Origin of the sequence: Burkholderia sp. HAN2018 (genome assembly GCF_024704855.1) — a bacterium.
Lineage (GTDB): Bacteria > Pseudomonadota > Gammaproteobacteria > Burkholderiales > Burkholderiaceae > Burkholderia > Burkholderia cepacia.
Window position 1 is genome coordinate 1 of the sequence record NZ_QOBB01000097.1, and the last position, 26,171, is coordinate 26,171.

At 65.4% G+C, this 26,171-nt stretch carries 24 protein-coding genes; 3 read left to right on the top strand and 21 right to left on the bottom strand.

Annotated features, from left to right (window positions below):
* Positions 1-525: 525 nt before the first annotated feature.
* The gene (locus DPV74_RS22890) at positions 526-1,554 is read left to right on the top strand and encodes a sesquiterpene cyclase (protein ID WP_119338017.1); all 1,029 of its coding nucleotides are present in this window, start codon (positions 526-528) and stop codon (positions 1,552-1,554) included.
* Between the two features lie 22 nt (positions 1,555-1,576).
* Here the strand turns inward: DPV74_RS22890 and DPV74_RS22895 are convergent, their stop codons facing one another.
* The 17 genes from DPV74_RS22895 to ndk all read right to left on the bottom strand — a co-directional run bounded on the left by DPV74_RS22895 (position 1,577) and on the right by ndk (position 20,301).
* Positions 1,577-3,493: a potassium transporter Kup gene (locus DPV74_RS22895; RefSeq protein WP_027787243.1), complete on the bottom strand. Its 1,917-nt coding sequence runs from the start codon at positions 3,491-3,493 to the stop codon at positions 1,577-1,579.
* Between the two features lie 276 nt (positions 3,494-3,769).
* A complete protein-coding gene (locus DPV74_RS22900; protein WP_021163124.1) occupies positions 3,770-4,366 on the bottom strand; it encodes a phosphoribosyltransferase in 597 nt (198 codons plus the stop codon).
* A 6-nt stretch (positions 4,367-4,372) separates the two neighbouring features.
* A complete protein-coding gene (locus DPV74_RS22905) occupies positions 4,373-5,719 on the bottom strand; it encodes an adenylosuccinate synthase (protein ID WP_011352252.1) in 1,347 nt (448 codons plus the stop codon).
* A gap of 113 nt (positions 5,720-5,832) precedes the next feature.
* Positions 5,833-6,981 (bottom strand): ATP phosphoribosyltransferase regulatory subunit, encoded by a 1,149-nt coding sequence (locus tag DPV74_RS22910; protein WP_027787242.1) that lies wholly within the window; start codon positions 6,979-6,981, stop codon positions 5,833-5,835.
* 103 nt (positions 6,982-7,084) lie between these two features.
* Complete coding sequence (locus DPV74_RS22915; RefSeq protein WP_011352254.1) at positions 7,085-7,276, bottom strand: DUF2065 domain-containing protein; 192 nt, start codon at positions 7,274-7,276, stop codon at positions 7,085-7,087.
* 36 nt (positions 7,277-7,312) lie between these two features.
* Positions 7,313-8,212, bottom strand: a complete 900-nt coding sequence (hflC, locus tag DPV74_RS22920; RefSeq protein WP_119338018.1) for a protease modulator HflC — start codon at positions 8,210-8,212, stop codon at positions 7,313-7,315.
* 15 nt (positions 8,213-8,227) lie between these two features.
* Positions 8,228-9,568, bottom strand: coding sequence for an FtsH protease activity modulator HflK (hflK, locus tag DPV74_RS22925; protein ID WP_021163120.1), 1,341 nt, complete (start codon positions 9,566-9,568; stop codon positions 8,228-8,230).
* Positions 9,569-9,615: 47 nt separating this feature from the next.
* The gene (gene hflX / locus DPV74_RS22930) at positions 9,616-10,788 is read right to left on the bottom strand and encodes a GTPase HflX (RefSeq protein WP_176097908.1); all 1,173 of its coding nucleotides are present in this window, start codon (positions 10,786-10,788) and stop codon (positions 9,616-9,618) included.
* 72 nt (positions 10,789-10,860) lie between these two features.
* The gene (gene hfq, locus DPV74_RS22935; RefSeq protein ID WP_006399927.1) at positions 10,861-11,100 is read right to left on the bottom strand and encodes an RNA chaperone Hfq; all 240 of its coding nucleotides are present in this window, start codon (positions 11,098-11,100) and stop codon (positions 10,861-10,863) included.
* A gap of 155 nt (positions 11,101-11,255) precedes the next feature.
* Complete coding sequence (gene der / locus DPV74_RS22940) at positions 11,256-12,593, bottom strand: ribosome biogenesis GTPase Der (RefSeq protein WP_027787239.1); 1,338 nt, start codon at positions 12,591-12,593, stop codon at positions 11,256-11,258.
* 247 nt (positions 12,594-12,840) lie between these two features.
* A complete protein-coding gene (gene bamB / locus DPV74_RS22945; protein ID WP_060084253.1) occupies positions 12,841-13,986 on the bottom strand; it encodes an outer membrane protein assembly factor BamB in 1,146 nt (381 codons plus the stop codon).
* Positions 13,987-14,027: 41 nt separating this feature from the next.
* The gene (locus tag DPV74_RS22950) at positions 14,028-14,657 is read right to left on the bottom strand and encodes a tetratricopeptide repeat protein (protein WP_027787237.1); all 630 of its coding nucleotides are present in this window, start codon (positions 14,655-14,657) and stop codon (positions 14,028-14,030) included.
* A 55-nt stretch (positions 14,658-14,712) separates the two neighbouring features.
* Positions 14,713-16,053, bottom strand: a complete 1,341-nt coding sequence (gene hisS / locus DPV74_RS22955) for a histidine--tRNA ligase (RefSeq protein WP_027787236.1) — start codon at positions 16,051-16,053, stop codon at positions 14,713-14,715.
* 16 nt (positions 16,054-16,069) lie between these two features.
* The gene (gene ispG / locus DPV74_RS22960) at positions 16,070-17,374 is read right to left on the bottom strand and encodes a flavodoxin-dependent (E)-4-hydroxy-3-methylbut-2-enyl-diphosphate synthase (RefSeq protein ID WP_027787235.1); all 1,305 of its coding nucleotides are present in this window, start codon (positions 17,372-17,374) and stop codon (positions 16,070-16,072) included.
* Positions 17,375-17,486: 112 nt separating this feature from the next.
* A complete protein-coding gene (locus tag DPV74_RS22965; RefSeq protein ID WP_027787234.1) occupies positions 17,487-18,515 on the bottom strand; it encodes a helix-turn-helix domain-containing protein in 1,029 nt (342 codons plus the stop codon).
* A gap of 165 nt (positions 18,516-18,680) precedes the next feature.
* Positions 18,681-19,820 (bottom strand): 23S rRNA (adenine(2503)-C(2))-methyltransferase RlmN, encoded by a 1,140-nt coding sequence (rlmN, locus tag DPV74_RS22970; RefSeq protein ID WP_027787233.1) that lies wholly within the window; start codon positions 19,818-19,820, stop codon positions 18,681-18,683.
* Positions 19,821-19,875: 55 nt separating this feature from the next.
* Complete coding sequence (gene ndk / locus DPV74_RS22975) at positions 19,876-20,301, bottom strand: nucleoside-diphosphate kinase (protein WP_011352265.1); 426 nt, start codon at positions 20,299-20,301, stop codon at positions 19,876-19,878.
* Between the two features lie 249 nt (positions 20,302-20,550).
* Here ndk and DPV74_RS22980 point away from each other — a divergent pair, with 249 nt between their 5' ends.
* Positions 20,551-21,249, top strand: a complete 699-nt coding sequence (locus tag DPV74_RS22980) for a Bax inhibitor-1/YccA family protein (protein WP_006761414.1) — start codon at positions 20,551-20,553, stop codon at positions 21,247-21,249.
* 65 nt (positions 21,250-21,314) lie between these two features.
* On the opposite strand, the gene rlmD is transcribed toward DPV74_RS22980, so the two are convergent.
* Positions 21,315-22,769 (bottom strand): 23S rRNA (uracil(1939)-C(5))-methyltransferase RlmD, encoded by a 1,455-nt coding sequence (rlmD, locus tag DPV74_RS22985; RefSeq protein WP_021163112.1) that lies wholly within the window; start codon positions 22,767-22,769, stop codon positions 21,315-21,317.
* 151 nt (positions 22,770-22,920) lie between these two features.
* On the opposite strand from rlmD, the gene DPV74_RS22990 reads away from it, so the two are divergent.
* Positions 22,921-23,775 (top strand): endonuclease/exonuclease/phosphatase family protein, encoded by an 855-nt coding sequence (locus tag DPV74_RS22990; protein ID WP_119338019.1) that lies wholly within the window; start codon positions 22,921-22,923, stop codon positions 23,773-23,775.
* 30 nt (positions 23,776-23,805) lie between these two features.
* Here the strand turns inward: DPV74_RS22990 and DPV74_RS22995 are convergent, their stop codons facing one another.
* The 3 genes from DPV74_RS22995 to DPV74_RS23005 all read right to left on the bottom strand — a co-directional run.
* Entirely contained in the window at positions 23,806-24,582 is a 777-nt protein-coding gene (locus DPV74_RS22995) for a 3'-5' exonuclease (protein WP_021163110.1), read from the bottom strand.
* Positions 24,583-24,585: 3 nt separating this feature from the next.
* Complete coding sequence (gene rpoS / locus DPV74_RS23000) at positions 24,586-25,674, bottom strand: RNA polymerase sigma factor RpoS (RefSeq protein WP_027787230.1); 1,089 nt, start codon at positions 25,672-25,674, stop codon at positions 24,586-24,588.
* 11 nt (positions 25,675-25,685) lie between these two features.
* On the bottom strand, positions 25,686-26,171 hold a 486-nt coding region (locus DPV74_RS23005), incomplete at its 5' end, for a murein hydrolase activator EnvC (RefSeq protein ID WP_162923110.1).

Consider the following 26,171-nt stretch of genomic DNA (forward strand, 5'->3'; position numbering starts at 1 on the left):
CGGCGGCCAGGATCGCGGCAACGCGGGGCGCGGCGCCGCCCGCCCGCAGCGTTCGCGCGAGCCGGAACCGGCCGGCGCAATGGCCGCGGCGTTCGCGAAGCTGAAGCGCTGAGCACGCGAAACGCGTCGCCGCACAAAAAACCCGCCTCCCGGCGGGTTTTTTTATTGAATCGTCGTCCGCATTTTCGATATCCGGGATGAAAAACGAATATGCGCGTTTCCATCGCCATTCCCCTGCGTTTAATCGGCAAATTAAACAATCTGCGTTGCGACATGCGTTTTCTTGACGCTTCACAAGCGACACATAAAATAAGTTTTCGAACGGCCGTATTTTGATGCTTCTGTATTGGGCAGCGATCTTGCCGTTCAGCGGCAGCGTTCTCCGCGGCGCTCGCATGTACGGTGAATATCCTGCCTCCCGTGTTTCGGTCTCGCCTTTTTTGCAGTCGATTCGCGACGCATTGCATCCGGTATTCGCCTGACCGGCGAACCGGGACGGATTCGCGAAAAATGGATCGGGGAACCATGACAGACGACCATCTGAAAACCGAACTGGCCGCATTGCACATGCCCGCTTTCGACGTGCCGTGGGCCGGCGCCTGTTCACCGCACGTCGAGCGAATCGAATCGCGCATGCTCGAGTGGGCCGACGCATACGGCCTGTTCATCAGCGACGCCTACCGGGAACGCGTCGTACGCACCCGATACGGCTGGCTCGCCGCGCGCTGTTACCCGAACGCCGATCCTTCCCTGCTGCAAGCGCTCGCCGATTATTTCGTGTGGTTCTTTCTCGTCGACGACCTGTTCGTCGATCGCGTCGAGCCGGTCGGCCCCGATACGTTGCGCAATCTGACCGCGATGATCGATGTGCTCGACTACGAATGTACCGGCCCCCAGCCCATATATGGCGAGCGAGCATGGCTCGATGTGTGCCAGCGCCTGCGCGCCCGCCTGTCGGCCGAACATTTCGCGCGCTTCGCACAAGGCATGCGCCTGTGGGCCACCACGGCCGGACTGCAGATTATCGGCCACCTGAGGGCCGAGCCGATCGCAGTGCAGCAATACGAAACGATCCGGCGTCACACGAGCGGGATGAATCCTTGCCTCGCGCTGGCGGACGCGGCCAATGCCGGTGCCGTCCCGCCCGATACGTTTCATCGGCCGGAAATCCAGACGCTGTTCCGGCACGCGAACCATATCGTCTGCTGGAGCAACGACATCCAGAGCGTCGGCGTCGAAGCGGGCCAGCCCGGGCAGTTCCGGAACATGGTGATGATCCACGCTTCCCGCGGCCATACGCTGCAGGCCAGCGTCGACTACACGGCCGAGCGTGTGCGCGGCGAGATCAGCGCATTCGTCCTGTGCGCCGATTCACTCGCCCAGCATGCCGACACGCGCGTGCGCGGCCTTGTCGACGGCTGCCGATACTGGATTCGCGGTTATCTGGATTGGGTCGCGCGGGATACGCAGCGCTATACGGCTGCGGCCGCGGCCGGCGATGCGGACGATCGCGGCCTGATTGCCTGGTCGGCGGACTCGGCGGCGCGCGGCTGAACGACCCGCGCGCCGCCCCCGGTCAGATCTCGATCTTCGTCCCGAGCTCGACCACGCGGTTCGCGGGGATCGAGAAGAAGTCGGTCGGCTTCGCGGCGTTCTGGTGCATCCACGCGAACACGCGCTCGCGCCAGATCGACATCCCGGGCAGATGCGTCGGCACGACCGTTTCGCGCGCGAGGAAGAACGACGTGTCCATCAGCTCGAACGTCATGTCGTGCGTACGGCCGAATTCCTCGAGCACGGCCTTCACGTCCGGCGTCTCGTTGAAGCCGTACTCGGCCTTGACGATATACAGCCCGCCGCCCGCATCACGCGCGGTCTGGCGCTTGTCGTCGCGCACGTAGGGAAAATCGCGCGTCACGAACGTGAGGAAAATGGTCCGCTCATGCAGCACCTTGTTGTGCTTCAGGTTGTGCAGCAGGCTGACGGGCACGAGCTTGTCGTTGCCGGTCAGGTAGATCGCGGTGCCCGACACACGATGCGGCGGATGCGCGAGCAGGCCCTGCAGGAACGGCTCGAGCGGAATACCGTCGGCGGCCGTGCGCTCCTTGACGATGTGACGCCCCTTGTACCAGGTCATCAGCAGGAAGAACAGCAGCGCGCCGATGCCGAGCGGCAGCCAGCCGCCCTGCGCAACCTTCAGCAGGTTCGCGCCGAAAAAGCCGAGGTCGACCGCGAGGAACACGGCGATGATCGCGCCGACCAGCAGCCGGTTCCAGTTCCACACCTTCACCATCACGACCGCGGCGAGCACGGTCGTGATCACCATCGTCGCCGTCACCGCGATGCCGTACGCGGCCGCGAGGTTGTCGGAGCTCTTGAAGCCGATGACGATGCAGAGGATCACGAACAGCAGCAGCCAGTTCACGACCGGCACGTAGATCTGGCCGATCGCGAGATCGGACGTATGCAGCACTTTCATGCGCGGCACGTAGCCGAGCTGGATGGCCTGCGACGTCAGCGAATACGCGCCCGAGATCACCGCCTGCGACGCGATCACGGTCGCGACCGTCGACAGCACGACGAGCGGCAGCAGCCCCCATTCGGGTGCCAGCAGGAAGAACGGGTTCTCGATCGCCTTCGGGTTCTGGATCAGCAGCGCGCCCTGGCCGAAGTAGTTCAGCACGAGCGACGGCATCACGAGCCCGTACGCGGCGATGCGGATCGGCTTCGCGCCGAAGTGGCCCATGTCCGCGTAAAGCGCTTCCGCACCGGTCAGCACCAGCACGACCGAGCCGAGCACGACATAGGCCTGCAGCACATGCTCCGACATGAACGACGCGGCGTAATACGGGTTGATTGCCGCGATGATGCCCGGCACGCGCACGATGTGGTACACGCCGAGCGCGGCAATCACAACGAACCACAGCACCATGATCGGGCCGAACAGCTTGCCGACCAGCGCGGTGCCGTGGCGCTGGATCCAGAACAGCGCGATCAGGATCACGATCGTGATCGGCATCACGAGATGGGACAGGTGCGGCGTCGCGATCTCGAGACCTTCGACCGCCGACATCACCGAGATCGCCGGCGTGATCACCGCGTCCCCGTAGAACATGCACGCGCCGAAAATCCCGAGCGCCATCAGCGCGCCCGCGACGCGGGTCTTCGAGTCGAGCGGCCGCAACGACAGCGCCATCAGCGCGAGCACGCCGCCTTCGCCGTTGTTGTCCGCCCGCATCACGAACAGCAGGTACTTGATGCCGACCACCAGAATGATTGCCCAGAACAGCAGCGAGATCACACCGAGAATCGATCCTTCGGTAAGCGGGATACCGTGTGCGGGGCTGAACGCCTCCTTGAGCGAATACAGCGGGCTGGTGCCGATGTCGCCGAACACGACGCCGATGGCTGCTATCGCTAGCGCCCGCATCGAGTGTTGCTGCGTCGAATGCGGCGCGTGTGCTGCGTCGGTCGCGTGGATCGTGTCGTTCATATGAAGCGTAATAATCGGGTCCGGGTCGGACAAAACGAGCGCTATTCTACTCGCGCCCCCTTGAAACGCCGCCCTGCTCTGTTGCCTTGGAACCACGTGAGCCACGCCATGCATGCAATTCGGCGCAAGCTGTGGCAGGGCTGCCAATCATAGCCGGGGCAGCGCCGTCTGCCTACCGGATCCGCGGCCCGCGCGCCGCCGGCGTGCATGGCGCCCCAATGAAAAACGGCGCCGCAAGCGGCGCCGTACAAGGCTTTCCTTCGATTGGCCGGCCGCTTACGCGCCCGAACCGTCGCGCTGTGCGCGACCGCGCTTGATCCACGCCTCGAGGTTGTGCGGGCGAACCGTATCCCATTCCTCGAACGGCTGATGAATCCACGGATTCGTCGGCAGATACTGCGTGTGATAGTCGGGCTTGACCTTCGAGCAACCCTTGTACCAGAGCACGGCAGAACGCACGGCCGTCACGGACGGGTAGCGCTCCTTCAGGTGCTCCTGCACGCGCGCAAGCGTGACGCCCGAATCCACGAGATCGTCGACCAGCAGCACGTTGCCCGCCAGATTGCCGCGCGTCATCGTGATGTACTGCGCGATGTCGAGCTCGCCCTGCTCCGTGCCGGCCGCTTCCCGGTACGAACTCGTCGCGAGGATCGCGAGCGGCACGTCGTAGATGCGCGACAGTTGATCGCCGACGCGCAGGCCGCCGCGCGCGAGGCACAGGATCTGGTCGAACTTCCAGCCCGATGCATGTACCTGGAGGGCGAGCAACTCGATGAGACGGTGATATTCGTCCCAGCCTACCCACAGGTTCTTGTCGTCGTTGCGCGGATCGGTCATCAAGTCTGCCGCCGTCATCGTGATTTGCTGCGTCATCTGGGGTTACACCTTGAACGGATGGCGGAGCAGGATCGTTTCGTCGCGGTCCGGGCCCGTCGATACCATGTCGACCGGCACACCGGCCACTTCCTGGACGCGGGTCAGGTAAGCCTGGGCGTTCGCCGGCAGCGCTTCCCACGTCTTGATGCCGACCGTGCTTTCCTTCCAGCCGGCAAACGTTTCGTATACGGGCTCGCAACGGGCCACGTCGGCGGCACCGCGCGGCAGGATGTCCGCATCCTTGCCGTCGATCTTGTAGCCGACGCACAGCTTGACTTCGTCGAGGCCGTCGAGCACGTCGAGCTTCGTCATGCACAGGCCCGACACGCCGTTGATCTGGATCGAGCGGCGCAGCGCGGCCGCGTCGAGCCAGCCCGTGCGGCGCGGACGGCCGGTGACCGAACCGAATTCCTTGCCGACGTTCGCGAGCGTGACGCCGACCTGGTCCTGACGCTGCGGGTTGTCCGCATCGTACAGTTCGCTCGGGAACGGGCCCGAGCCGACGCGCGTGCAATACGCCTTCGTGATGCCGAGGATGTAGTTGAGCTTCTGCGGGCCCACGCCCGCGCCGGCCGACGCCGCACCTGCGACGCAGTTGCTCGACGTGACGAACGGATAGGTGCCGTGATCGATGTCGAGCAGCGTGCCTTGTGCGCCTTCGAACAGCAGGTTCTGGCCCGCATTGTTCGCGTCGTACAAGCGGCGCGACACGTCGGCCACCATCGGCTTCAGGCGGTCCGCATAACCGAGCATCGTGTCGAGCGTCGCCTGGAAATCGACGGCCGCGCCGCCCAGGTACTGGGTCAGCACGAAGTTGTGGAAATCGAGGTTTTCGCGCAGGCGGTCCGCGAAGGTCTTCGCGTCGAACAGGTCCTGCACGCGCAGCGCGCGGCGGCCGACCTTGTCTTCGTACGCGGGGCCGATGCCGCGGCCCGTCGTGCCGATCTTGCCCGCGCCCTTGCGCGCTTCGCGCGCCTGGTCGATCGCGATGTGGTACGGCAGGATCAGCGTCGTCGCTTCGGAAATGAACAGGCGGTCGCGCACGTTCACGCCGGCCTCTTCCAGCTCGCCGATTTCCTTGAACAGTGCTTCGGGGGACAGGACGACGCCGTTGCCGATGTAGCAGGCGACGCCTTCACGCATGATGCCCGACGGAATGAGGCGCAAGATCGTTTTCTTGCCGCCGATGATGAGGGTGTGGCCGGCGTTGTGACCGCCCTGGAAACGCACGACGCCCTGAGCGTGGTCCGTCAGCCAGTCGACGATCTTGCCCTTGCCTTCATCACCCCATTGCGTTCCCACGACGACGACATTGCGCCCGGGAGTCACGTTCACTGCGCTGGCAGACATGTTGATTCGTTAGCTGGTTAAAAACGTATTCTACCTATGTTCGCGGGCGATTCCGAATTTTTCCGTTTCGCTTCAACGATATGCACGCCGAAGCACGTCCCGCGAACGCCTCTTTATCGGGGTTCGACCACCCATGCGCCGTTGCGCTCGACGAGCGACCGGTCGCAGGCGAACTCGTCGAGCACGTGATCGTGGCCCGGCAGCGCCTGGATCACGACCTCGCCCGCATCGCGCAGCGCCGAAACGGCCGCGCTCAGCGCGTCGTCCTGCGCCCACGGCGCGAGAATCGCGGTACCGCGAGCCTCGACCGGCGAAATCCGGGCGAGCTCGCGCAGGTCGAGCGAGAAGCCGGTGGCCGGACGCGCACGACCATACGCCTGGCCGACGTGATCGTAGCGGCCGCCGCGTGCGATCGCGTTCGGCACGCCGTCGATGTAGGCGCTGAACATCGCGCCGCTGTGATACGCGTAACCGCGCAGATCGCCCAGATCGATCGCCACTTCGGCACCCTTCGCCTGCGCCGCGAGTTGCGCCAGATCGTCGAGCGCCCGCGTGATTTCGGGCAGCACCGGCAACCGCGTCCGCGCCTCGGCGAGCACGCTCGCATCGCCATAGAGGTGCGGCAGCGCGCGCAGCGCGGCGCGCGTATCGGCGCCGAGATCGTCGGTCAGTTCGTTCAGCAGCGGCACGTCCTTGCCCGACAGCGCGTCGTACAGCGACTCGCCACGCTCCGCGGCCTGTGCGTCGCGCGCCAGCAGCGCCGCGAGCACGCCCGCGTGGCCGAGGTCGAGACGAATGCGCGACAGGCCTGCGAGATGCAGCGCATCGAGCATGAGTTGCTGGATCTCGAGGTCGGCTTCCAGCCCGGCATGCCCGTAAATTTCGGCGCCGATCTGGATCTGCTCGCGCGTCGCGTGCAGGCCGCGCGGACGCGTATGCATCACGTGGCCCGCATAGCAAAGGCGCGTCACGCCCTGGCGGTTCAACAGGTGCGCGTCGATCCGCGCGACCTGCGGCGTGATGTCCGCGCGCAGGCCGAGCGTACGGCCCGACAGCTGGTCGACCAGCTTGAAGGTGCGCAGGCGCAGGTCGGCGCCGCCGCTCGTCAGCAGCGACTCGAGATACTCGAGCAGCGGCGGCATCACCATTTCGTAGCCATACGAACGGAAGCGGTCGAGCAGCCTGCGGCGCAGCTCCTCGATCTTGCGCGCTTCCGACGGCAGCACGTCGGCGATATTCTCGGGAAGTAACCAGGTCGACATCGGTACGGTCCTACGACGGGAAACAGCGCGCGACCACGCGCGCCGCGATGTGAATCGGAAATTCTGAATTCGGGCGGGACGGACGGCGGATGCGCCGTCCGGATCAGGTGGCGAGCAGCAACAGTATGAGCCCGAGCACCATCACGATCAGCCCGCCGATCCGGATATGATGCGGCGGCCGCTCAGCTATTCTACGAAACGTGTCGCGCCAGGCGACGGGAAATACGAAGGGGAACGCCCCCTCGATGATCAGCATCAGCGCTACTGCGAGCAACAACGAGCCAGCCAGGTCCATGCGAGCGACGGCGCCGCTCGACGCGGCGCCCCAAGGTCAGTGTTTGCGGGGAGCAGCCGCCGCCGGTGCGGCACCGCCCGTCGGGCTGCGCATGAAGCGGAAGAACTCGCTGTCGGGATCGACGACGATGATGTCGTTGCGCTTGAACGTATTCCGGTAAGCCTGCAGGCTCGCGTAGAACTGATAGAACTGCGGATCGCGGCCGAACGCATCGGCGGCGATCGTCGCAGCCTTCGCGTCGCCCTCGCCCTTGATCGTCTGCGCGGACTTGTACGCGTTCGCGAGCACGGCCTGCTGTTCGCGTTCGGCGTCGGCCTTGATCTGCTCGACGTCGGCCGCGCCTTGCGCACGCACCTGCGCGGCCTGATCGCGCAGTGCGCCGATCATCCGCTGATAGACGGCGTCGGTTTGCGCGGCGGGCAAGTCGACGCGCGTCAGCTGGACGTCGACCACGTCGCCGCCGAAACCGGACGCCTTTGCCTTCACTTCGTCGCGGGCCGCATCGGCGATCGCACGCTGGCCGCCGAGCGCATCGTCGAGCGCACGCTTGCCGAACGCGTCGCCGAGTGCGCTCTTCAGTGCGCCGGCCAGACGTTCGCTGGCTGCCGCCGGGTCGCCCCCCGTCGCCGAGAAATACTTCATCGGATCGCCGATCCGGTACTTCACCGCATAGGCGACGAGCAGATCGTGCTTGTCTTCGGTCGCCAGTTGCAGCGGATCCGACGACTCGAGCGATTGCAGCCGCGTGTCGATCAGCGTCGCCGTCTGCAGCGGCGGCGGCAATTTGAAATGGATGCCGGGCCCCGCCAGTTCGGGCTGGGCGCCGTCGCGCCCCGACAGCACGGCCGCATGGCGCGGATCGACGGTAAGGACTGTCGAGGATGCCGCGAAGGCAACGATCACGATTGCGACGACGAGCGCAATGATTCGGTTCATGTTCTGCGCTCTCCGTTACTTCAGATCGTCTTCGCGCGACCGGCTGCGAAACGCCTCGCGCGATCGCAGCACGTCGTTGCCCGACGCTGCCGCGGCCGACGCCGCACTCGCGGGCGCCGCTACCGCCGGCGCGACGGCCGCCGGTGCCGACGCCGCATCGGGTGCGGATGCCCCCGTGGACGCCGCGGCGTTTTGTCGCCCCTGCTCGACGAGCTTGTCGAGCGGCAGGTACACGACGCTGTTGCCGCCCTTGTTGCCGACGAACACCTTCGTCGAGTTCGAATAGATTTCCTGCATCGTCTCGAGATACATCCGCTCACGGATCACCGCAGGCGCCTTCGAGTACTGCGCATAGACCTGCTTGAAGCGGTCGGCATCGCCTTCGGCTTCCGTGACCACGCGATCGGCATACGCCTTTGCTTCGTCGACGAGCTTCGCGGCATCGCCCTGCGCCTTCGGCAGCAGGTCGTTTGCATACGCCTGCGCGGCGCGCTTCGCGGCCTCGCGCTCGTCGCGCGCCTTGGCGACTTCGCCGTACGCGGCCTGCGTCTGCTCGGGCGCCGCAACGCTCTGCATCGTGACGGCCGTCACCTCGAGTCCCGACTGGTAGCGATCGAGATCGCGCTGGATCGCGGTGGAAAGCTGCTCGCGCAGCGCGTCGCGATCCTGGTTCAGCACGTCGGCGGCGCTGCGCGTACCGACGATCGCACGCACCGCAGCCTGCGCGGCCTGCGACACGCTGCGCTCCGGATCGACGCTGCGGAACAGGTAATCGGTCGCGGAACGGATCCGGTACTGGACGATGAAGCGCACGTCGACGATATCGGCATCGCGCGTCAGCATCGCGGCTTCCTTCACGTTCGCGAGGCGCACGACGTTGTTGCGGCCGATCTCGATCGAGCGGACCTGCGACGTGTCGACGATCTCGTGCGACGCGAACGGATACGGCGCGCGCCAGTGCACGCCCTGACCGACCGTACCCGACAGCTTGCCGAGCTGCAGCACGACGCCTGTCTGCCCTTCCTGCACGACGAACAGCCCGCTGCCCGCGTAGACCGCGACCAGCACGCCGATCACGATGCCTACGCCGACTCGCGCGGCCCGCCCGTTGTCAGGACGAAAACCGTTGCCGCCCTTGCCGCCGAAAAGGCCGTTCAGGCGCCGGTTGAAGTTGCGCCACATCTCGTCGAGATCGGGCGGACCATCGCCGTCGCCGCCTTGCGGACGCTTCGATTCGTTCGCACGGGGACGGGATCCGTCTTTGCCATTGCCTTCGCCGCGTCCCCAGCGGGGATCGTTGATCGACAGCAAGGCGCGCATCCGCCGCCAGGTACTCCGCTCGTTGTATTCGTTCACCAGAGTTTGTTCACCAGATTAGACGCCGGCGAACCGGCCGGGACCGGTTAGCGCCCGTGTTCGGAAATCGTGTGGTCTTCGTGCGGTTCAGCGGACGTGCTATCGAGCGCGTCGGACAACGTCGCGCTGGAAAGGTGTTCCGCGGAGGCGATTTCGGCGATGGCGGCACGCAACGTATCGAGACCCTGACCGGTGCGCGCGCTCAAAAAGACGCGCGAAATATTACCATACTCGTCCCGCTCGACCGCGTCGCCGCGGGCCGCCAGCTCAGGCACGGCGTCGATCTTGTTGAACACCAGTACCTGCCGGATCGTGTCCGCGCCGATCTCGTGCAGCACGCCGTTGACCTGCTCGATCTGCTCGAGCCTGACCGCGCTCGATGCATCGACCACGTGCAGCAGCAGATCCGCGTGAATCGTTTCCTCGAGGGTCGCGCGGAATGCGGCGACCAGTTGGTGAGGCAACTCGCGGATGAACCCGACCGTATCCGACACGACGATCTGGCCGACCTCGTCGCCGAGATACACGCGCCGCGACGTGGTGTCGAGCGTGGCGAACAGCTGGTCGGCCGCATAGGCCTGCGCTTTCGTCAGCGCATTGAACAGCGTCGACTTGCCCGCGTTCGTATAGCCGACCAGCGACACCGACATCGTGCCGCTGCGCGCGCGTTGCCGGCGTTGCGTACTGTGTTGCCGGCGCAGCCGGTCCAGCCGCGACTTCAGCATCTTGATGCGTTCGCCGATCAGCCGGCGGTCGGTTTCGAGCTGGGTTTCGCCAGGGCCGCGCAGGCCGATACCACCCTTCTGCCGCTCGAGGTGGGTCCACGCGCGAATGAGTCGCGTCGACAGGTACTGGAGCTGCGCGAGTTCGACCTGCAGCTTGCCTTCGTGGCTACGGGCGCGCTGCGCGAAGATGTCGAGGATAAGGCTGGTGCGATCGACCACACGCCTGTTAAGTGCCTGCTCCAGATTACGTTGCTGGGCCGGCGCCAATGCGTGATTGAAGATGACGATTTCGACGTTGTGCGCGTCGCAGGCGAGCCGGAGTTCTTCGGCTTTGCCGCTGCCGATGAACATCTTGGCATCGGGACTGGAGCGACGACCCGTGAGGGTGACGGCGGGACGGGCCCCCGCACTGGAGGCGAGAAGACTGAGTTCTTCGAGACTGGCTTCGAAATCGGTCTTGCCGAAATCGATGCCGACGAGCGCTGCGTTGATCAAATTTTCAGGTGTCAAGATAAGGCGGCTGGCATCGGTCGCTCGCGGCGACCGGATGCCGGCCGCTGCGATAGGTTAGGACGAGGCTTCCGCGTCCGGGTGGAAATTCACCGGGCGCGCCGGCACGACCGTCGAGATGGCGTGCTTGTACACCATCTGGGTCACCGTATTACGGAGCAACACGACGTACTGGTCGAACGATTCAATGTTCCCTTGAAGCTTGATGCCATTGACGAGGTAGATCGAAACGGGAACGTGCTCTTTGCGCAGTGCGTTCAAAAACGGGTCTTGTAACAATTGCCCTTTGTTGCTCATGGCGTACTCCATCTTTTTTTGCAGGTTGATCTGGATTGGCGGCGAAGAAAAAGAGATCCGGCGCCAATCGCTACACTATAGCCGATTTTGCCTGGCCCACCCGGGGCATAGGCCGTGCGGCCTACCCCTTGTGTAACGCGTGTAACAGGCGTGCTTCAGCTCTTGTCCGCGTACGGATTGTTCGACGAACGGAACTCTATGCGCAATGGAGTCCCTGTCAGTGAGAAAGTTTCGCGGAACCGGTTTTCCAGGTAACGCTTGTACGTTTCCGTCACGGCGTCGAGCGCATTGCCGTGGATGACGATGATCGGCGGATTCTGGCCGCCCTGGTGCGCGTAGCGCAGCTTCGGACGCACCGGGCCGCGACGGCGCGGCTGCTGGAACTCGACCGCCTCGATCAGCGCGCGCGTGAGCTTCGGCGTCGGCAGCTTCGCCATTGCCGCCGCGTACGCGTCGTCGACCGAGCGCATCAGCGTGCCGATACCGGTCTTCTTCGTGGCAGAAATGAAGTGCGATTTCGCGAAGTCGAGGAATTTCAGCTTGCGGGTCAAATCCGCTTTCGCCCGATCGCGCGCATGCTCGTCGAGTCCATCCCACTTGTTGACGCCGATCACGAGCGCGCGCCCCTGTTCGACGACGAAGCCGGCGATGTGCGCGTCCTGGTCGGAAATGTCCTGCTGCGCATCCAGCAGAAGAATGACGACGTTCGCGTCGGAGATCGATTGCAGGGTCTTCACGACCGAGAACTTCTCGATCGCCTCGAACACCTTGCCGCGGCGTCGCAGGCCGGCCGTGTCGATCAGCGTGTATTTCTTGCCGTTACGCTCGAAGTCGACGTAGATCGAATCGCGCGTCGTGCCCGGCATGTCGAACGCGATCACGCGATCCTCGCCGATCAGCGCGTTGACGAGCGTCGACTTGCCGACGTTCGGGCGGCCGACGATCGCGATCTTGATGCCGCGCGACGGATCGTTGTCGTCCTCTTCCGCCGGCCGGTCCGCGTACGCGACCTCCAGCGCCTCGTTGATCATGTCGGTCACGCCGTCGCCGTGCGCGGCCGAGATCGCGCGCGGATCGCCGAGCCCGAGCTCGTAGAAGTCGGTCGCGACCGCCGTGTACTTCATCCCCTCGGCCTTGTTGACGACCAGGAAGATCGGCCGGCCGGTCTTGCGCAGGTAGTCGGCGATCGACTTGTCCTGCGGCGCAAGCCCGTTGCGGCCGTCGACGATGAACACGACGACGTCGGCTTCCTCGACGGCCTGCCGCGTCTGGCGCGCCATCTCGTGCAGGATGCCGTCCTTCGCGACGGGCTCGAAGCCGCCCGTATCGACGACCAGGTACGGCCGCTCGCCGACGCGCCCTTCGCCGTAATGGCGATCGCGCGTCAGGCCGGGCAAGTCGGCGACCAGCGCATCACGCGAACGCGTGAGCCGGTTGAACAGCGTGGATTTCCCCACATTGGGGCGCCCAACGAGGGCAATGACCGGTTTCATCTGTGTTTTCTACGGTGAAGCGCAGCAGCGGGAGGCCCGCTGCTGCGGGCGGCTGCGCTGAATGAAAATATCACGAATTCGCGCCGCGCCGGATGCGCGCGCCTGGCGCGCGATGCGCGCCGTCGTCTTTCGTCTCGAACTGCCTTTCAAATACGGAGCGGCCGGGAGCACCGGCCGCCTTCAAGTCGCGCGACCACGGCGCGCGGGACAAGCCCGTCGCGCCGCGGTCGCGCATGTTTCCTGCGCGTCAGCGCGGACGGAATCCGTACAGGCCGCCGTCCTTCGTCTGCACGACGAGCGTATTGCCCGCGAGGACCGGCGCCGCCGTGATCGCGCTGCCGTCGGTCTTCATCCGCGCGATGAAGCTGCCGTCTTCGCGCGACAGGAAGTGCACGAAGCCCTTGTAATCGCCCATCACGACCGCGTGCCCGAGCAGGTACGGCACGCCGACGTCGCGGCTCTTCAGCTTGTCGTTGCGCCAGAGCTGGTTGCCCGAAGCGGCATCGTAAGCGGTCACGACCGACCAGTCGTCGCCGCCGGCAACGACCGAGTCGTCCTGCGCGAGGCCGCTGCGGCTCGAGAACGGCTTTTCCCACAGCGGGCGCCCCGAGTTCGCATCGAAGCAGCCGAGCTGACCCTGGAACGTCACCGCGCAGGCTTCCGCGCCCACGAGCGTCGGCGGGCCGCTGACGTCGTTGATGCGCTCGACCTCGGTCACGCCCTTCGGGAACGACACCGGCGTCTGCCAGAACGGCTCGCCCGTCTGCAGGTTGATCGCGACCAGCCCGCCGCCGGGGAAACCCGCCAGCACCGCCGCGTCACCGGCGAACGTCATGCCGGCCGACACACGCAGGTTCAGCGGCACCGCGCGGTTGCGGTAGTTCCACTTCTGCTCGCCCGTCTGCGCGTTGAACGCGACCACCTGGCCGTCGATCGTGCGGACGATCACCAGGCCGTTGCCGACGAGCGGCGGCGAGAAGATCTCGCCCTGCACGCTGGTCTTCCACAGTTGCTTGCCGTCCGGGCCCAGCACGAACACGCCGCCCTTCAGCGCGCCGACCGCGGTCAGGCTGCCGTCGCTGCCGACACCGGCCGACAGGTCGGAGCCAACCTTCGCGCGCCAGACCGTCTGGCCCGTCTTCGCGTCGATCTTCTCGACCGAACCGTTTTCGCCCGCCGCATAGACGGCGTCGCCCACGGCCACCGGCGAGAACAGGTAACGCCCGCCCTTGCCGACGCTCGCCTTCCAGACCTGTTGCACGTCCATCACGGGCTTGAACTCGGTGAGCGGCGTCGGCACGCGGCGCGCGTCCTTCGACGACGAGCAGGCCGCCAATGCGAGGACAGCCGCCGCGCAGGCAACGGGCACAGCGTAACGTTTCAGCAAATTCATCGGTTAGCGAAGCAGAGTTAAGAGGTTGAGGGGACCGGGGTTCAGCCGCCGAGCGCGTCCAGCTTGAACTGCACGAGCTGGCGGGCAGACTGGTCGTCCTTCGACAGGCCGTCGAGCGCGAGCTTGTATGCGGCGCGCGCGTCGTCGGTCTTGCCTTGCGCGGCAAGCAGATCGCCGCGGCGATCGGCCACGAGGCCCTTGAATGCATCGACCGGCGTACCCGACAGCAGCGCGAGACCCGCGTCGTACGCCTTCTCGTCGAGCAGCAGCGACGCGAGGCGCAGCTTCGCGATCTGCTTGTACTCGTCATCCTTGGCGTGATCGACGGCCCATTGCAGTTGCGCCTTCGCACCTGCCGTGTCACCGGCCGCGTACAGCGTCTTCGCGGCGGAAAGCGCCGTCATCTGTGCATACGGCGTGCTGCCGAACTTGTCTTCCATGTCGGCGGCCGCGCGAGCCATCGTCGCCTTGTCGTTCGCGGCGGCAGCCTTCTGGACCTGTTCGTACAGCCCGGACGCCTCGGCAGCCTGACGGCGCTGCCAGTAGTTCCAGCCATTGAAACCGGCCGCGACGACGAGCGCCGCGAGCACGATCCACGTGGTGAGGTTGCCCCAGCGGGCCCACCACGCCTTCAGACTTTCAATCGATTCTTGTTCGTCGTGATAACTCATCGGCGAGCGATTCCTTCCTGTTCAGGCCTTTCTTGTCGAGCGGATGCCAGCGCGATCAGTCGTCGCCGTCTTCGGCGGATGCAACCATCGCATTGATTAGGAATTCGGTCAAGCCTTCGACCGGTACGGTCTGCTGAACGTTCTTTTCCCCGTCTCCGCCCGCACCGCGCAGCGCCTTCACGCCCACCGTACCGTTCGCAACCTCCTCTTCGCCGAAGATCACCGCGAACGCGGCGCCACTGGCGTCGGCCCGTTTCATTTGCGACTTGAAACTCGCCGGCGCGCCGTCCGCGCTGCAGTGGAAGATCACGTCGAGGCCCGTATCGCGCAGGCGCTCGGCCGCGATGAACGCCTGTTCGCGCGCAGTCTCGCCCTGGTGCACGACGTACACGTCGACGCCTTCCTGCTCGGGCGCGAGATCTTCTTCCTTCAGCAGTTCGAGGATCCGCTCGATGCCCATCGCCCAGCCGCACGCCGCGGTCGGCTTGCCGCCGAGCTGCTCGATCAGCGGATCGTAGCGGCCGCCGGCTGCAACCGTGCCCTGCGCGCCGAGCTTGTCGGTCACCCACTCGAACACAGTCAGGTTGTAATAGTCGAGACCACGCACGAGACGCGGGTTGATCTTGAACGGGATGTTGTTCGCGAGCAGCAGGCGCTGCAGCCCTTCGAAGTGTGCGCGCGATTCTTCGCCGAGGAAGTCGATCAGCTTCGGCGCGTTCTGCGCGATTTCCTGCAGCGCGGGATTCTTCGTGTCGAGCACGCGCAGCGGGTTCGTATACAGACGGCGCTTCGCATCCTCGTCGAGCACGTCGGCGAACTGCTCGAGGTACTTGATCAGTTCGACGCGGTGCGCGGCACGCTCTTCGGCGAGGCCGAGCGAGTTGATCTCGAGTTTGATGCCGGTCAGGCCGAGGTCATCCCACAGGCGCTGGCACATCATGATGATCTCGGCATCCGCATCGGGGCCCGCGAAGCCGAGCGCCTCGACGCCGACCTGGTGGAACTGGCGATAGCGGCCGCGCTGCGGACGCTCGTGACGGAACATCGGGCCGATGTACCACAGGCGCTTCGGGCCGTCGTACAGCATGTTGTGCTCGATCGACGCGCGCACCACGGCCGCGGTATTTTCCGGGCGCATCGTCAGGTTCTCGCCGTTCAGCGCGTCGGTGAAGCTGTACATCTCCTTCTCGACGATGTCCGTGACCTCGCCGATACCGCGCGTGAAGAGCTGCGTGTGCTCGACGATCGGCGTGCGGATGTTCTGGTAGCCGTATGCGCGCAGCAGCGATTTCACGGTGGCTTCGAAGAACTCCCAAAGGCCGGCATCCTGCGGGAGGATGTCGTTCATGCCCTTGACGCCGGTGAGCTTCTCGATCTTGCGTTTTTGTTCAGTCATCGTGTGTGTGGACGAATTAGTTCAGGGCCTCGGTACGGCCGTAATTGCGTGCGACGTAGTCGCTGACGATCTGCTGGAATTCCTCGGCGATCCGCTCGCCGCGCAGCGTCTTGACCTTCTCGCCGTCGATGAAGACGGGCGCGGCCGGGTTCTCGCCCGAACCCGGCAGGCTGATGCCGATGTTTGCGTGCTTCGATTCGCCCGGGCCGTTGACGATGCAACCCATCACCGCGACGTTCATCTTCTCGACGCCCGGATACTCCTTGCGCCAGACCGGCATCTGTTCGCGCAGGTAGGTCTGGATCTGCATCGCGAGCTCCTGGAACAGCGTGCTCGTCGTACGGCCGCAGCCCGGGCACGCGATCACCATCGGTGCGAACGAGCGCAGGCCCATCGTCTGGAGGATTTCCTGGCCGACGATCACCTCGCCCGTGCGCGATGCGCCCGGCTCCGGCGTCAGCGAGATGCGGATCGTGTCGCCGATCCCTTCCTGCAGCAGCACGCCGAGTGCAGCCGTCGAAGCCACGATGCCCTTCGAGCCCATGCCGGCCTCGGTCAGCCCGAGGTGCAGCGCGAAGCCGCAGCGGCGGCCGAGTTCGCGGTACACGGCAATCAGGTCCTGCACGCCGCTGACCTTGCACGACAGCACGATACGGTCGCGGCCGAGGCCCAGTTCGACCGCACGCTCGGCCGAGCCGATCGCCGACTGGATCAGCGCCTCGTACATCACGCTCTGCGCATCCCACGGCTGCGAACGCGCACCGTTCTCGTCCATCATGCGCGCGAGCAGATCCTGGTCGAGACTGCCCCAGTTCACGCCGATCCGTACCGGCTTGTCGTACTTGGCCGCGGCCTCGATCATCTGCGCGAACTGCGTATCGCGCTTCGCGCCCTGGCCGACGTTGCCCGGGTTGATCCGGTACTTCGACAGCGACTCGGCGCAGCCCGGGTAGTCACGCAGCAGCAGGTGGCCGTTGTAGTGGAAATCGCCGACAAGCGGCACGGTCACGCCCATGCGGTCGAGCTGCTCGCGGATCGCCGGCACGGCGGCCGCGGCCTCGGGCGTGTTGACCGTGATGCGCACCAGTTCGGAGCCTGCGTTCGCGAGTTCCTTGATCTGGATTGCCGTGCCGATCGCGTCGGCCGTGTCGGTATTCGTCATCGACTGCACGCGCACCGGCGCGTCGCCGCCGATCGTCACGAGCTGCCCGCCCCAGCGGACATCCACCGCATGCGATACGCGGCGCGGCTGATGCCCGCCGAACACCGGCTCGGTTGAACAAATCTGACTGCTGCGTGGGGATTGAGCTTCGGATTGCATCGATAGATCCATTTACGCGGAATGCGCCGCGACGCGGCGCATGAATTGAAAAAGCGCCGTGCCCTCACGGCCTGCCGATATCGACGACAGGCCTTCGCCACGGCGCTTGGCGTCAGGGCAACGTGAACCGCGCCACGTTACCCCGCGCTGCCGAATATTTTGCCGGATCGACGGGTTTTCCGTCGAACGCAACGGTGTCGAGGCCCGCCTTGTTGCCGATCGTGACCTTGAACGGGCCGTCGCCCGCGACCTGCTTCGCCTCGCCGCCGCGCACCAGCCCGGAGAACAGTTCCTTGCCGCTCTTGTCGCGCACGCTGAACCAGCTGTCCTGCTTGACCTTCAGTTCGACCATCGACTGGCCGGCCGCGACCGCGACGCTCGCCGGCTGAGCCGGCGCGGCAGCGCTTGCCGCCGTCGTCGCCACGACAGGCTGCGATGCGGCGGCCGTCACGGCCGGCGCCACCGGCGCGGGCGCCGGAGCTGCCGACGCAATAACCGGTGCCGGCGCAGCAGATGCAGCAGCCGGGGCCGGAACCTCATTCGCGACCACGGCAGCCGCCCCGCTCGAGGCCGCTTCTTCGACGGTTGACGAGGATGCCGCCGCCGGCACGCTCGCGGCCGACGCATGCTCCGCGTCGCCGCTCTTGAAACGCGCGAGCAGGCTCGACGAATCGCCGCCAGTGTGCCACATCAGTACGGCGACCACCGCGACGACGACGATCGCCGTGCCCCACAGCCACGGATGATGCCGCGACGATCCGCCCAGCGGAATCGACACGCGGCCGCGCGGCAGATCCGTTCCCGACGACGCGGGCATCGACAGGTCGACTTCCGGCACCCCGCGCTCACGGCGCAACGCCTGCGCGAACGGCTCCGGATCGACACCGAGCATCTTCGCGTAGCTGCGTACGACGCCGAGTGCAAACGTCACGCCGGGCAAATGACTGATGTCACCCGCCTCGAGCGCCCGGAGCTTCTGCGGTGCGACCTTGAGTCGCGCCGACACGTCGTCGACGGTCCACCCTCTTGCCTCCCGAAGCTGCGCCAGTCGGCTGCCGACCGCCGCAAGCGATTCCAACCCTGCCGGTGCCGGCTTCGCGCCATTCGTCTCTGCGCCGTTAGACGGCTGCGGCTCACTCATCCTTGTCCTCGCGTCGATTCTTCTTCACTGGCGGCCGCCGCCGGTTCCCGCCGGCCGGCACCCGCAACTGTCCATACCATGCGCGACGCCGTGGCGCCGCGACCGATCGCTATTCGCGTGTTGTACCGCCCCAAAAGCGCTGGCATCCCCGGCCAGGCGCCCCTGTCAAATCGCCCGAACCTCGATGATTTTCCCTGCTGCGCCCGTTCGTTCCGCGAGGCGCGTGCGATCCTTCACTGCGCCGGCCAGCTGGCCGCACGCGGCATCGATGTCATCGCCGCGCGTCTTGCGCACGGTCGTGACGACACCCGCGTCGATGAGGACCTGTGCAAAGCGCTTGATCTGCTCCGGTTTCGAGCGGATGAGGCCCGATTCCGGAAACGGATTGAACGGGATCAGATTGAACTTGCACGGCACGTCGCGCGTGACGGCCAGCAGTTCGCGTGCATGCGCTTCGGTGTCGTTGACGCCGTCCAGCATGCAGTATTCGAAAGTAATGAAGTCGCGCGGCGCGACTTTCAGGTAGCGCTGGCAAGCCGCCATCAGCTCGCGCAGCGGATACTTCTTGTTGAGCGGCACCAGCTCGTCGCGCAGCGCATCGTTGGGCGCGTGCAGCGAAACGGCCAGCGCGACCGGCAACTCGGCGCCGAGGCGGTCCATCATCGGCACCACGCCAGACGTGGACAGCGTGACGCGGCGGCGCGACAGGCCGTACGCGTTGTCGTCGAGCATCAGCCGCATGGCCGGCACGACCGCGCTGTAATTCAGCAGCGGCTCGCCCATGCCCATCATCACCACGTTGGTGACGACCCGCTCGGCCTTGCCATTCGGGCCGGGTGCGCGACCCAGCGACGCTCGCAATGCAAATTCAGCCATCCGTAGCTGGCCGATGATTTCGGCTGTCGACAGGTTGCGGGAAAAGCCCTGCTTGCCCGTCGAACAGAAGCGGCAGTTCACCGCACACCCGGCCTGCGACGACACGCACAGCGTGCCGCGCGTCTCTTCCGGGATGAACACGGTTTCGACCGCATTGCCGTTTCCGACGTCGATCAGCCACTTGCGCGTGCCGTCGGTGGAAACGTGATCGCTGGCGATCTCGGGCATGACGATCGACGCGCGGCCCTTGAGCTTCTCTCTCAAGGACTTCGCAAGATCGGTCATGCCGTCGAAATCGCCAGCGTTGTACTGGTGGATCCAGCGCTGCAACTGCTTGGCGCGGAACGGCTTCTCACCGAGGCTGCCGCAGTACGCGACAAGACCCTCGGCATCGAAGTCGAGAAGATTGACGGAAGTTTCGCTCGTCATGATGTGCTGCCTTGCCGCGTGCGCTGAATCCTGCCTACTTGCTGCCAGCCAGGGCTTAGCGCGAGTAAACGTTCATTTCCGGGAAGAAGAACGCGACTTCGACCGCTGCCGTTTCCGCAGCGTCCGAGCCGTGCACGGCGTTCGCGTCGATGCTGTCTGCGAAGTCGGCGCGGATCGTGCCCTTTTCCGCCTTCTTCGGATCCGTTGCGCCCATCAGGTCGCGGTTCTTCAGGATCGCGCCTTCACCTTCCAGAACCTGGATCATCACCGGGCCCGAGATCATGAAATCGACGAGGTCCTTGAAGAACGGACGCGCTGCGTGAACCGCGTAGAACTTCTCTGCGTCAGCACGCGACAGATGTGCCATGCGCGATGCGACGATCTTCAGGCCGGCGCCTTCGAAACGGCTGTAGATCTGGCCGATCACGTTCTTTGCCACCGCATCCGGCTTGATGATCGACAGGGTGCGCTCGATTGCCATAAAAACTCCAAGAAATTAAGAAGTTACAGGTTCAAATGAATCCGCTATTGTAGCACGATCCCGTGTATCATTGCGATTGAACCCTTACACGCATGAAAGGTTCAGAATCCATATGTTTTGTGACGCCCGGCCATTGAAACCTCCCGGCACGGAACGTATCTTAGCCATAGCTGCTCCGGTTTGCTGCGCCGCACACCGCGCGCGCCGAACCGGCCCCGGACGCCCACGCGTTCAATGTTAGGAGAAACCATGAACGACTATCCGTACAATTTCGGCCGCGGCGGTTCCGTCAGCACCGCCGAGGTTCGCAACCGCGTGCTGCGGAACACGTACTGGCTGCTCGCGCTGTCGATGGTGCCGACCGTGCTGGGCGCCTGGGTCGGCGTCGCGACGGGCTTCTCGCTGTTCGCGGCCACGAGCCCGATGATGAGCCTGCTCGCGTTCTTCGCGATCGCGTTCGGCTTCATGTTCGCGATCGAGCGGACGAAAAACAGCGCGGCCGGCGTGTTCGTGCTGCTCGGCTTCACGTTCTTCATGGGCCTGATGCTGTCGCGGCTGCTGAGCTTCATCCTCGGCTTCTCGAACGGCCCGTCGCTGATCATGCTCGCGTTCGGCGGCACCGGCATCATCTTTGCCGCGATGGCGACGATCGCCACCGTCAGCAAGCGTGATTTCTCGGGGCTCGGCAAGTGGCTGTTCATGGGCGTGATCGTCATCCTGCTTGCATCGGTCGCGAACATCTTCCTGCAACTCCCGGCGCTGATGCTCACCGTGTCGGTACTCGCGATCGCGATCTTCTCCGCCTACATGCTGTTCGACGTCCAGCGCGTCGTGAACGGCGGCGAGACGAACTACATCTCGGCGACGCTCGCGATCTACCTCGACCTGTACAACGTGTTCACGAACCTGCTCGCGCTGCTCGGCATCTTCGGCGGCAACCGCAACTGACGTTCGCCACGCATCATGAAAAAACCGGCCCGCGGGCCGGTTTTTTTACGTCTGCCGCCCGGAACTCAGTCGCGCTCGAACAGTGCGATCGATTCGACGTGCGACGTATTCGGGAACATGTTCACGACACCGGCGCCCTTCAGGCGGTAGCCGGCCTCGTGCACGAGCAGGCCCGCGTCGCGCGCCAGCGTCGAAGGGTTGCACGACACATAGACGATGCGCTTCGGCAGCGGGCCTTCACCGCTCTGCGCGATCTCGGCCAGCGCCTTCGATACCGCGAGCGCGCCTTCGCGCGGCGGGTCGATCAGGAACTTGTCGAATGCGCCGAGCGCACGGATGTCGTCGCCCGTCACTTCGAACAGGTTCCGGCACGCGAACGTCGTGTGACCGTCGACACCGTTTTCGCGCGCATTCGCCAGTGCGCGCGTCGTCAGCGTGTCGCTGCCCTCGATGCCCATCACCTCGCGCGACAGCCGCGCGAGCGGCAGCGTGAAGTTGCCGATCCCGCAGAACAGGTCGAGCACGCGGTCGTCGCGCGACGGCGCGAGCAGGCGCAGCGCACGGCCCACCAGCACGCGGTTGATCTGATGATTGACCTGCGTGAAGTCAGTCGGCTTGAACGGCATGCGGATACCGAATTCCGGCAGCGTGTAATCGAGCGACACGTCGAGCGGATAGAACGGCGTCACCGTATCAGGGCCCTTCGGCTGCAGCCAGAACTGCACCTTGTGCTCGTCCGCGAATGCGCGCAGCAACGCTTCGTCGTCCGCGTTGATCGGTTCCAGCACACGCAGCACGAGCGCCGTGACTTCCGAGCCGACCGCGAGCTCGATCTGCGGCATCCGATCGCGAATCGACAGCCCCTCGACGAGCCGGCGCAGCGGCACCAGCATCGCCGACACGTGCGGCGGCAGCACTTCGCAGCTCGTCATGTCGGCCACGTAGCTGCTCTTCTTCTCATGGAATCCGACCAGCACGCCGCCCTTCTTCGCAACGTTGCGCACGGTCAGGCGTGCGCGGTAGCGATAGCCCCACGACGGGCCGTGGATCGGCGCGAACATCGTTTCCGCGCGCAGCTTCGCCAGGTGCCACAGGTTGTCTTCGAGCACGCGCTGCTTGACCGCCACTTGTGCGCGCATGTCGAGATGCTGCATCGAGCAGCCACCGCAGGTGCCGAAGAACGCGCATTTCGGCTTCGTGCGCATCACGCTCGGGCGCAGAATGTCGACAACCGTCGCCTGCTCGTAGCTCGGCTTGCGGCGGAAGCTCGAATAGGTCACGCGCTCACCCGGCAGCGCGCCCTCGACGAAGATGACCTTGCCCGGCTCGCCGTCCTCGGTAATCGTGCGGCCGACACCGCGCGCTTCCATGTCGAGCGATTCGATCTCGAGAACCGGGGCGATTCCGGGCGCGACGGGCGCATTTCTTGATTTGCGCGCAGAAGTGGGGACGGCTTCGGACACCAGCTTTTCCTGACAAACGTTGAAGAAGGCGAGATTGTAGACGACGAAGGCCCGCATCGCCCGCTTTGCATGAGGCAGGCGTCCATACTTGAGCATAGACCGCACGGCATTGCGCCGGAATGCCCAGGCACGCAACACGCCCGGGCGGGCGCTGCGAAGCCGAGCGGGTGCCCCCGGGCCTGGAATCCGCCCGGCAGGAGTTTCGACCATGCGACTGATCGACTGGAACATCCAATGGGGTCGGGACGCGGACGGCGTCGTCGATCTTTCGCGCACAGTCGCGGCGATCCGTGGGCTCGGCGCCTTCGACGTGCTGTGCCTGCAGGAGGTCACGCGCGGCTTCGGCGCATTGCCCGGCAGGCCCGGCGCCGACCAGTTCGCCGAACTCGCGGCGCTGCTGCCCGGCCATACGATCATCGAAGCGATCGGTGCCGACCTGCCGCCGATCGAAGCCGGCGCACCGCGTCGTCAGTTCGGCAATGCGATCGCGACCCGGCTGCCGGTCGGGCGCGTGCTTCGCCAGTTGCTGCCGTGGCCGGCCGACGCCGGTGCGCCGTCGATGCCGCGCGTCGCGCTCGACGTTGAGCTGCAGGCGCCCTTCGGGCCGCTGCGCGTGGTCACCACGCATCTGGAATACTATTCGGCGCGCCAGCGGCTCGCCCAGGTCGACGCGCTGCGCGACCGGCACCGCGAGGCCTGCGCACACGCGGCACGACCAGCGCCCGCCGAAACTGCCGAGGGGCCGTTCAGCACGACCGGCCAGCCGTGCGATGCGATCGTCTGCGGTGATTTCAACAGCGCGTTCGGCAGCGATGCCTATTGTCGATTCCTGGCGCCGATCGCAGACGCGCCGCGCTTCGTCGACACATGGGTTGCCCGGCACCCCGGCCGCACGCCACCGCCGACGGCGGGCGTCTACGATACGGTGCAATGGTCGGAGGGGCCGCTTGCGTGCGACTTCGTATTCGTGACCGATACGCTGCTGCCGCGCGTGATGCGCTGCGAAATCGACGGCGACGTCCGCGCATCGGATCACCAGCCGGTGCTGCTCGAACTCGATTGATCGCGCCGGCCTCGGCGCACCCCGCCCGCGCTACGCGGTGAAGCCAGCGAGGTATTCGGCCCAGTGCGACGCCGGCTCCTGCGCAAGCGAGTTCTTCACGAGCAGGATCTCGTCCGCATATTCGCTCGGCGTCAGGCCGCCGCGCATCAACTGGAACCGGCAATACAGCAGGTAGGTATTGACGACGTCGGTTTCGCAATAGTTGCGGATTTCCTCGATCCGTCCGTCCAGGAACGCCGGCCACACCTGGCTGCCGTCCATCCCGAGCTTGCCCGGAAAGCCGCACATCTTCGCGAGTGCGTCGAGCGGCGCGTTCGCGCGCGCCTGATACATCGCGAGCACATCCATCAGGTCGGTATGCCGCGAGTGATAGCGCGAGATGTAGTTGTTCCACTTGAATTCGCGGTCGTCCTCGCCGAGATCCCAGTAGCGGGTCGCGGGAATGCCGTGCACGAGCGCGCGGTAATGGAGCACCGGCAGATCGAAGCCACCGCCGTTCCACGACACGAGCTGCGGCGTGTATTTCTCGATCACGCGGTAGAACGACTGGATCAGCGTGGCTTCGTTGTCCTGCGGCGTGCCGAGCGAGCGTACGCGAAACCCGTTGTTGTCACGGAACACACACGAGATCGCCGCGATGCGCTGCAGGTGGTGCGGCAGGAAATCGCCACCGGTCTTCTCGCGGCGCGCGGCGAACGCATGTTCGGCCACCGCGGCATCGTCGAGCGTCGCGGGCAGGTCTTCCAGACGGCGAATGCCGTCGACATCGGGAATCGTCTCGATGTCAAAAACAAGAATCGGAGTCATCAGTTACAGAACGGCGTCCTTGCGCACGCCATTGGAGGCGAAAAACCGCTTGAGGCGCACCAGCGCTTCCTGCTGGATCTGGCGCACGCGCTCGCGCGTGAGCCCCATCTCGTCGGCCAGCTCCTCGAGCGTCGCCGGTTCGATGTGATTCAGGCCGAAGCGGCGCTCGATCACGTGGCGGTGCTTGTCGGACAGCCGCGACAGCCACGCGCGAGTGAGCGTCTCGAGTTCGCGGTGCTGCACTTCGGCGTCGGGCGACTGGCTCTGGTCGTCGGGCAACAGGTCGAGCAGGCTGCTCGCGGGATCGAGGTCGAGCGGCGCGTCGAGCGACGCCGTGTGCTCGTTGAGCGCGAGGATGTCGGTGACTTCCTCGGCGGTCTTGCCGGTGAGATAGGCGATGTCGTCGATGCTGGCTTCGCGGCGCTCGGCCGCTTCGCCCGTCGACATCGAATTCTTTTCGAGGTGGCGCTTCGCGCGCAGCACCTGGTTCAGTTCGCGGATCACGTGCACGGGCAGGCGGACCGTGCGGGCCTGGTTCATGATCGCCCGCTCGATGCTCTGGCGGATCCACCACGTCGCGTAGGTCGAAAAACGGAAGCCGCGCGTCGGGTCGAATTTTTCGATCGCATGCATCAGGCCGAGGTTGCCTTCCTCGATCAGGTCGAGCAGCGGCACGCCACGATTCAGGTATCCCTTCGCGATGCTGACGACGAGGCGCAGGTTGCGCTCGATCATCACCTGCCGCGCCTCGAATTCACCGGCCTTGGCCAGACGCGAATAGCGCTGCTCCTCCTCGACGGTGAGCAGCGGCTTCACGCTAATGCGGTTCAGGTAATGCTGGATCGTGTCGGCCGTGAGTTCGGCCTGCAGCAGCGTGCGGAAATCGTCGACGTCGGGCGACGCCTCGGCCCGGCCTTCGCGCTCGTCGTCGCCACCGTCCGCCTCGGCGTCGCGCGCCTCGAGATCGCGTTCGTTATCCGCGTTGTCGTCTTCGTCGTCCGTCGAAGCACCCGCTCGCCCCACCGATGCTTGCGTGGCACGACTGATCTTCTCAGACTCGGCTTGCGGCTCGTGGCGCTTCGATTTCGGCATGGTCGTCTCGGTTATTGAGGCGGCAAATACTTCAGCGGATCGACAGGCTTACCCTGCCGGCGAACCTCGAAATGCAGCATCACGCGGTCGGAGTCGCTGTTACCCATCTCGGCGATCTTCTGCCCCTTCGTTACCGCGTCCCCCTCTTTTACCATCAAAGCGCGATTGTGTGCATACGCCGTGAGGTAAGTTGCATCGTGTTTGATGATAATGAGGTTGCCGTAGCCACGCAGGCCATTGCCGGAATAGACGACGCGGCCATCGGCTGCCGCTTTCACGGCCTCGCCGGCCGTACCGCCGATATTGACGCCCTTGTTCTTCGCGTCGTCGAACCCGTTCAGCACGGGGCCGCGCGCCGGCCACGCAAACGTCACGGGGCCGCTCGGTGCAGCTGCCGTGTCGCTCGATGCGGCTGCCGCGGCGGGCGGCGTCGCGACCGACGACGTACCGGCAGCCGGCGTTGCCGGGCCGCTGCTGAGCGGCGCGGTAGCGACGGC

Excerpts from the sequence above, each read along its gene's own strand:
- DPV74_RS22995 (WP_021163110.1), bottom strand. The coding sequence starts at position 24,582 with ATGACTCCGATTCTTGTTTTTGACATCGAGACGATTCCCGATGTCGAC.
- DPV74_RS22950 (WP_027787237.1), bottom strand. The coding sequence starts at position 14,657 with ATGAGTTATCACGACGAACAAGAATCGATTGAAAGTCTGAAGGCGTGG.
- DPV74_RS22895 (WP_027787243.1), bottom strand. The coding sequence starts at position 3,493 with ATGAACGACACGATCCACGCGACCGACGCAGCACACGCGCCGCATTCG.
- hfq (WP_006399927.1), bottom strand. The coding sequence starts at position 11,100 with ATGAGCAACAAAGGGCAATTGTTACAAGACCCGTTTTTGAACGCACTG.
- ispG (WP_027787235.1), bottom strand. The coding sequence starts at position 17,374 with ATGCAATCCGAAGCTCAATCCCCACGCAGCAGTCAGATTTGTTCAACC.
- rpoS (WP_027787230.1), bottom strand. The coding sequence starts at position 25,674 with ATGCCGAAATCGAAGCGCCACGAGCCGCAAGCCGAGTCTGAGAAGATC.
- bamB (WP_060084253.1), bottom strand. The coding sequence starts at position 13,986 with ATGAATTTGCTGAAACGTTACGCTGTGCCCGTTGCCTGCGCGGCGGCT.
- ndk (WP_011352265.1), bottom strand. The coding sequence starts at position 20,301 with ATGGCAATCGAGCGCACCCTGTCGATCATCAAGCCGGATGCGGTGGCA.
- DPV74_RS22900 (WP_021163124.1), bottom strand. The coding sequence starts at position 4,366 with ATGACGCAGCAAATCACGATGACGGCGGCAGACTTGATGACCGATCCG.
- DPV74_RS22915 (WP_011352254.1), bottom strand. The coding sequence starts at position 7,276 with ATGGACCTGGCTGGCTCGTTGTTGCTCGCAGTAGCGCTGATGCTGATC.
- rlmD (WP_021163112.1), bottom strand. The coding sequence starts at position 22,769 with ATGCGGGCCTTCGTCGTCTACAATCTCGCCTTCTTCAACGTTTGTCAG.
- DPV74_RS22990 (WP_119338019.1), top strand. The coding sequence starts at position 22,921 with ATGCGACTGATCGACTGGAACATCCAATGGGGTCGGGACGCGGACGGC.
- DPV74_RS22980 (WP_006761414.1), top strand. The coding sequence starts at position 20,551 with ATGAACGACTATCCGTACAATTTCGGCCGCGGCGGTTCCGTCAGCACC.
- DPV74_RS22890 (WP_119338017.1), top strand. The coding sequence starts at position 526 with ATGACAGACGACCATCTGAAAACCGAACTGGCCGCATTGCACATGCCC.
- hflC (WP_119338018.1), bottom strand. The coding sequence starts at position 8,212 with ATGAACCGAATCATTGCGCTCGTCGTCGCAATCGTGATCGTTGCCTTC.
- der (WP_027787239.1), bottom strand. The coding sequence starts at position 12,593 with ATGAAACCGGTCATTGCCCTCGTTGGGCGCCCCAATGTGGGGAAATCC.
- rlmN (WP_027787233.1), bottom strand. The coding sequence starts at position 19,820 with ATGACGAGCGAAACTTCCGTCAATCTTCTCGACTTCGATGCCGAGGGT.
- hisS (WP_027787236.1), bottom strand. The coding sequence starts at position 16,053 with ATGACTGAACAAAAACGCAAGATCGAGAAGCTCACCGGCGTCAAGGGC.
- DPV74_RS22910 (WP_027787242.1), bottom strand. The coding sequence starts at position 6,981 with ATGTCGACCTGGTTACTTCCCGAGAATATCGCCGACGTGCTGCCGTCG.
- DPV74_RS22965 (WP_027787234.1), bottom strand. The coding sequence starts at position 18,515 with ATGAGTGAGCCGCAGCCGTCTAACGGCGCAGAGACGAATGGCGCGAAG.
- DPV74_RS22905 (WP_011352252.1), bottom strand. The coding sequence starts at position 5,719 with ATGTCTGCCAGCGCAGTGAACGTGACTCCCGGGCGCAATGTCGTCGTC.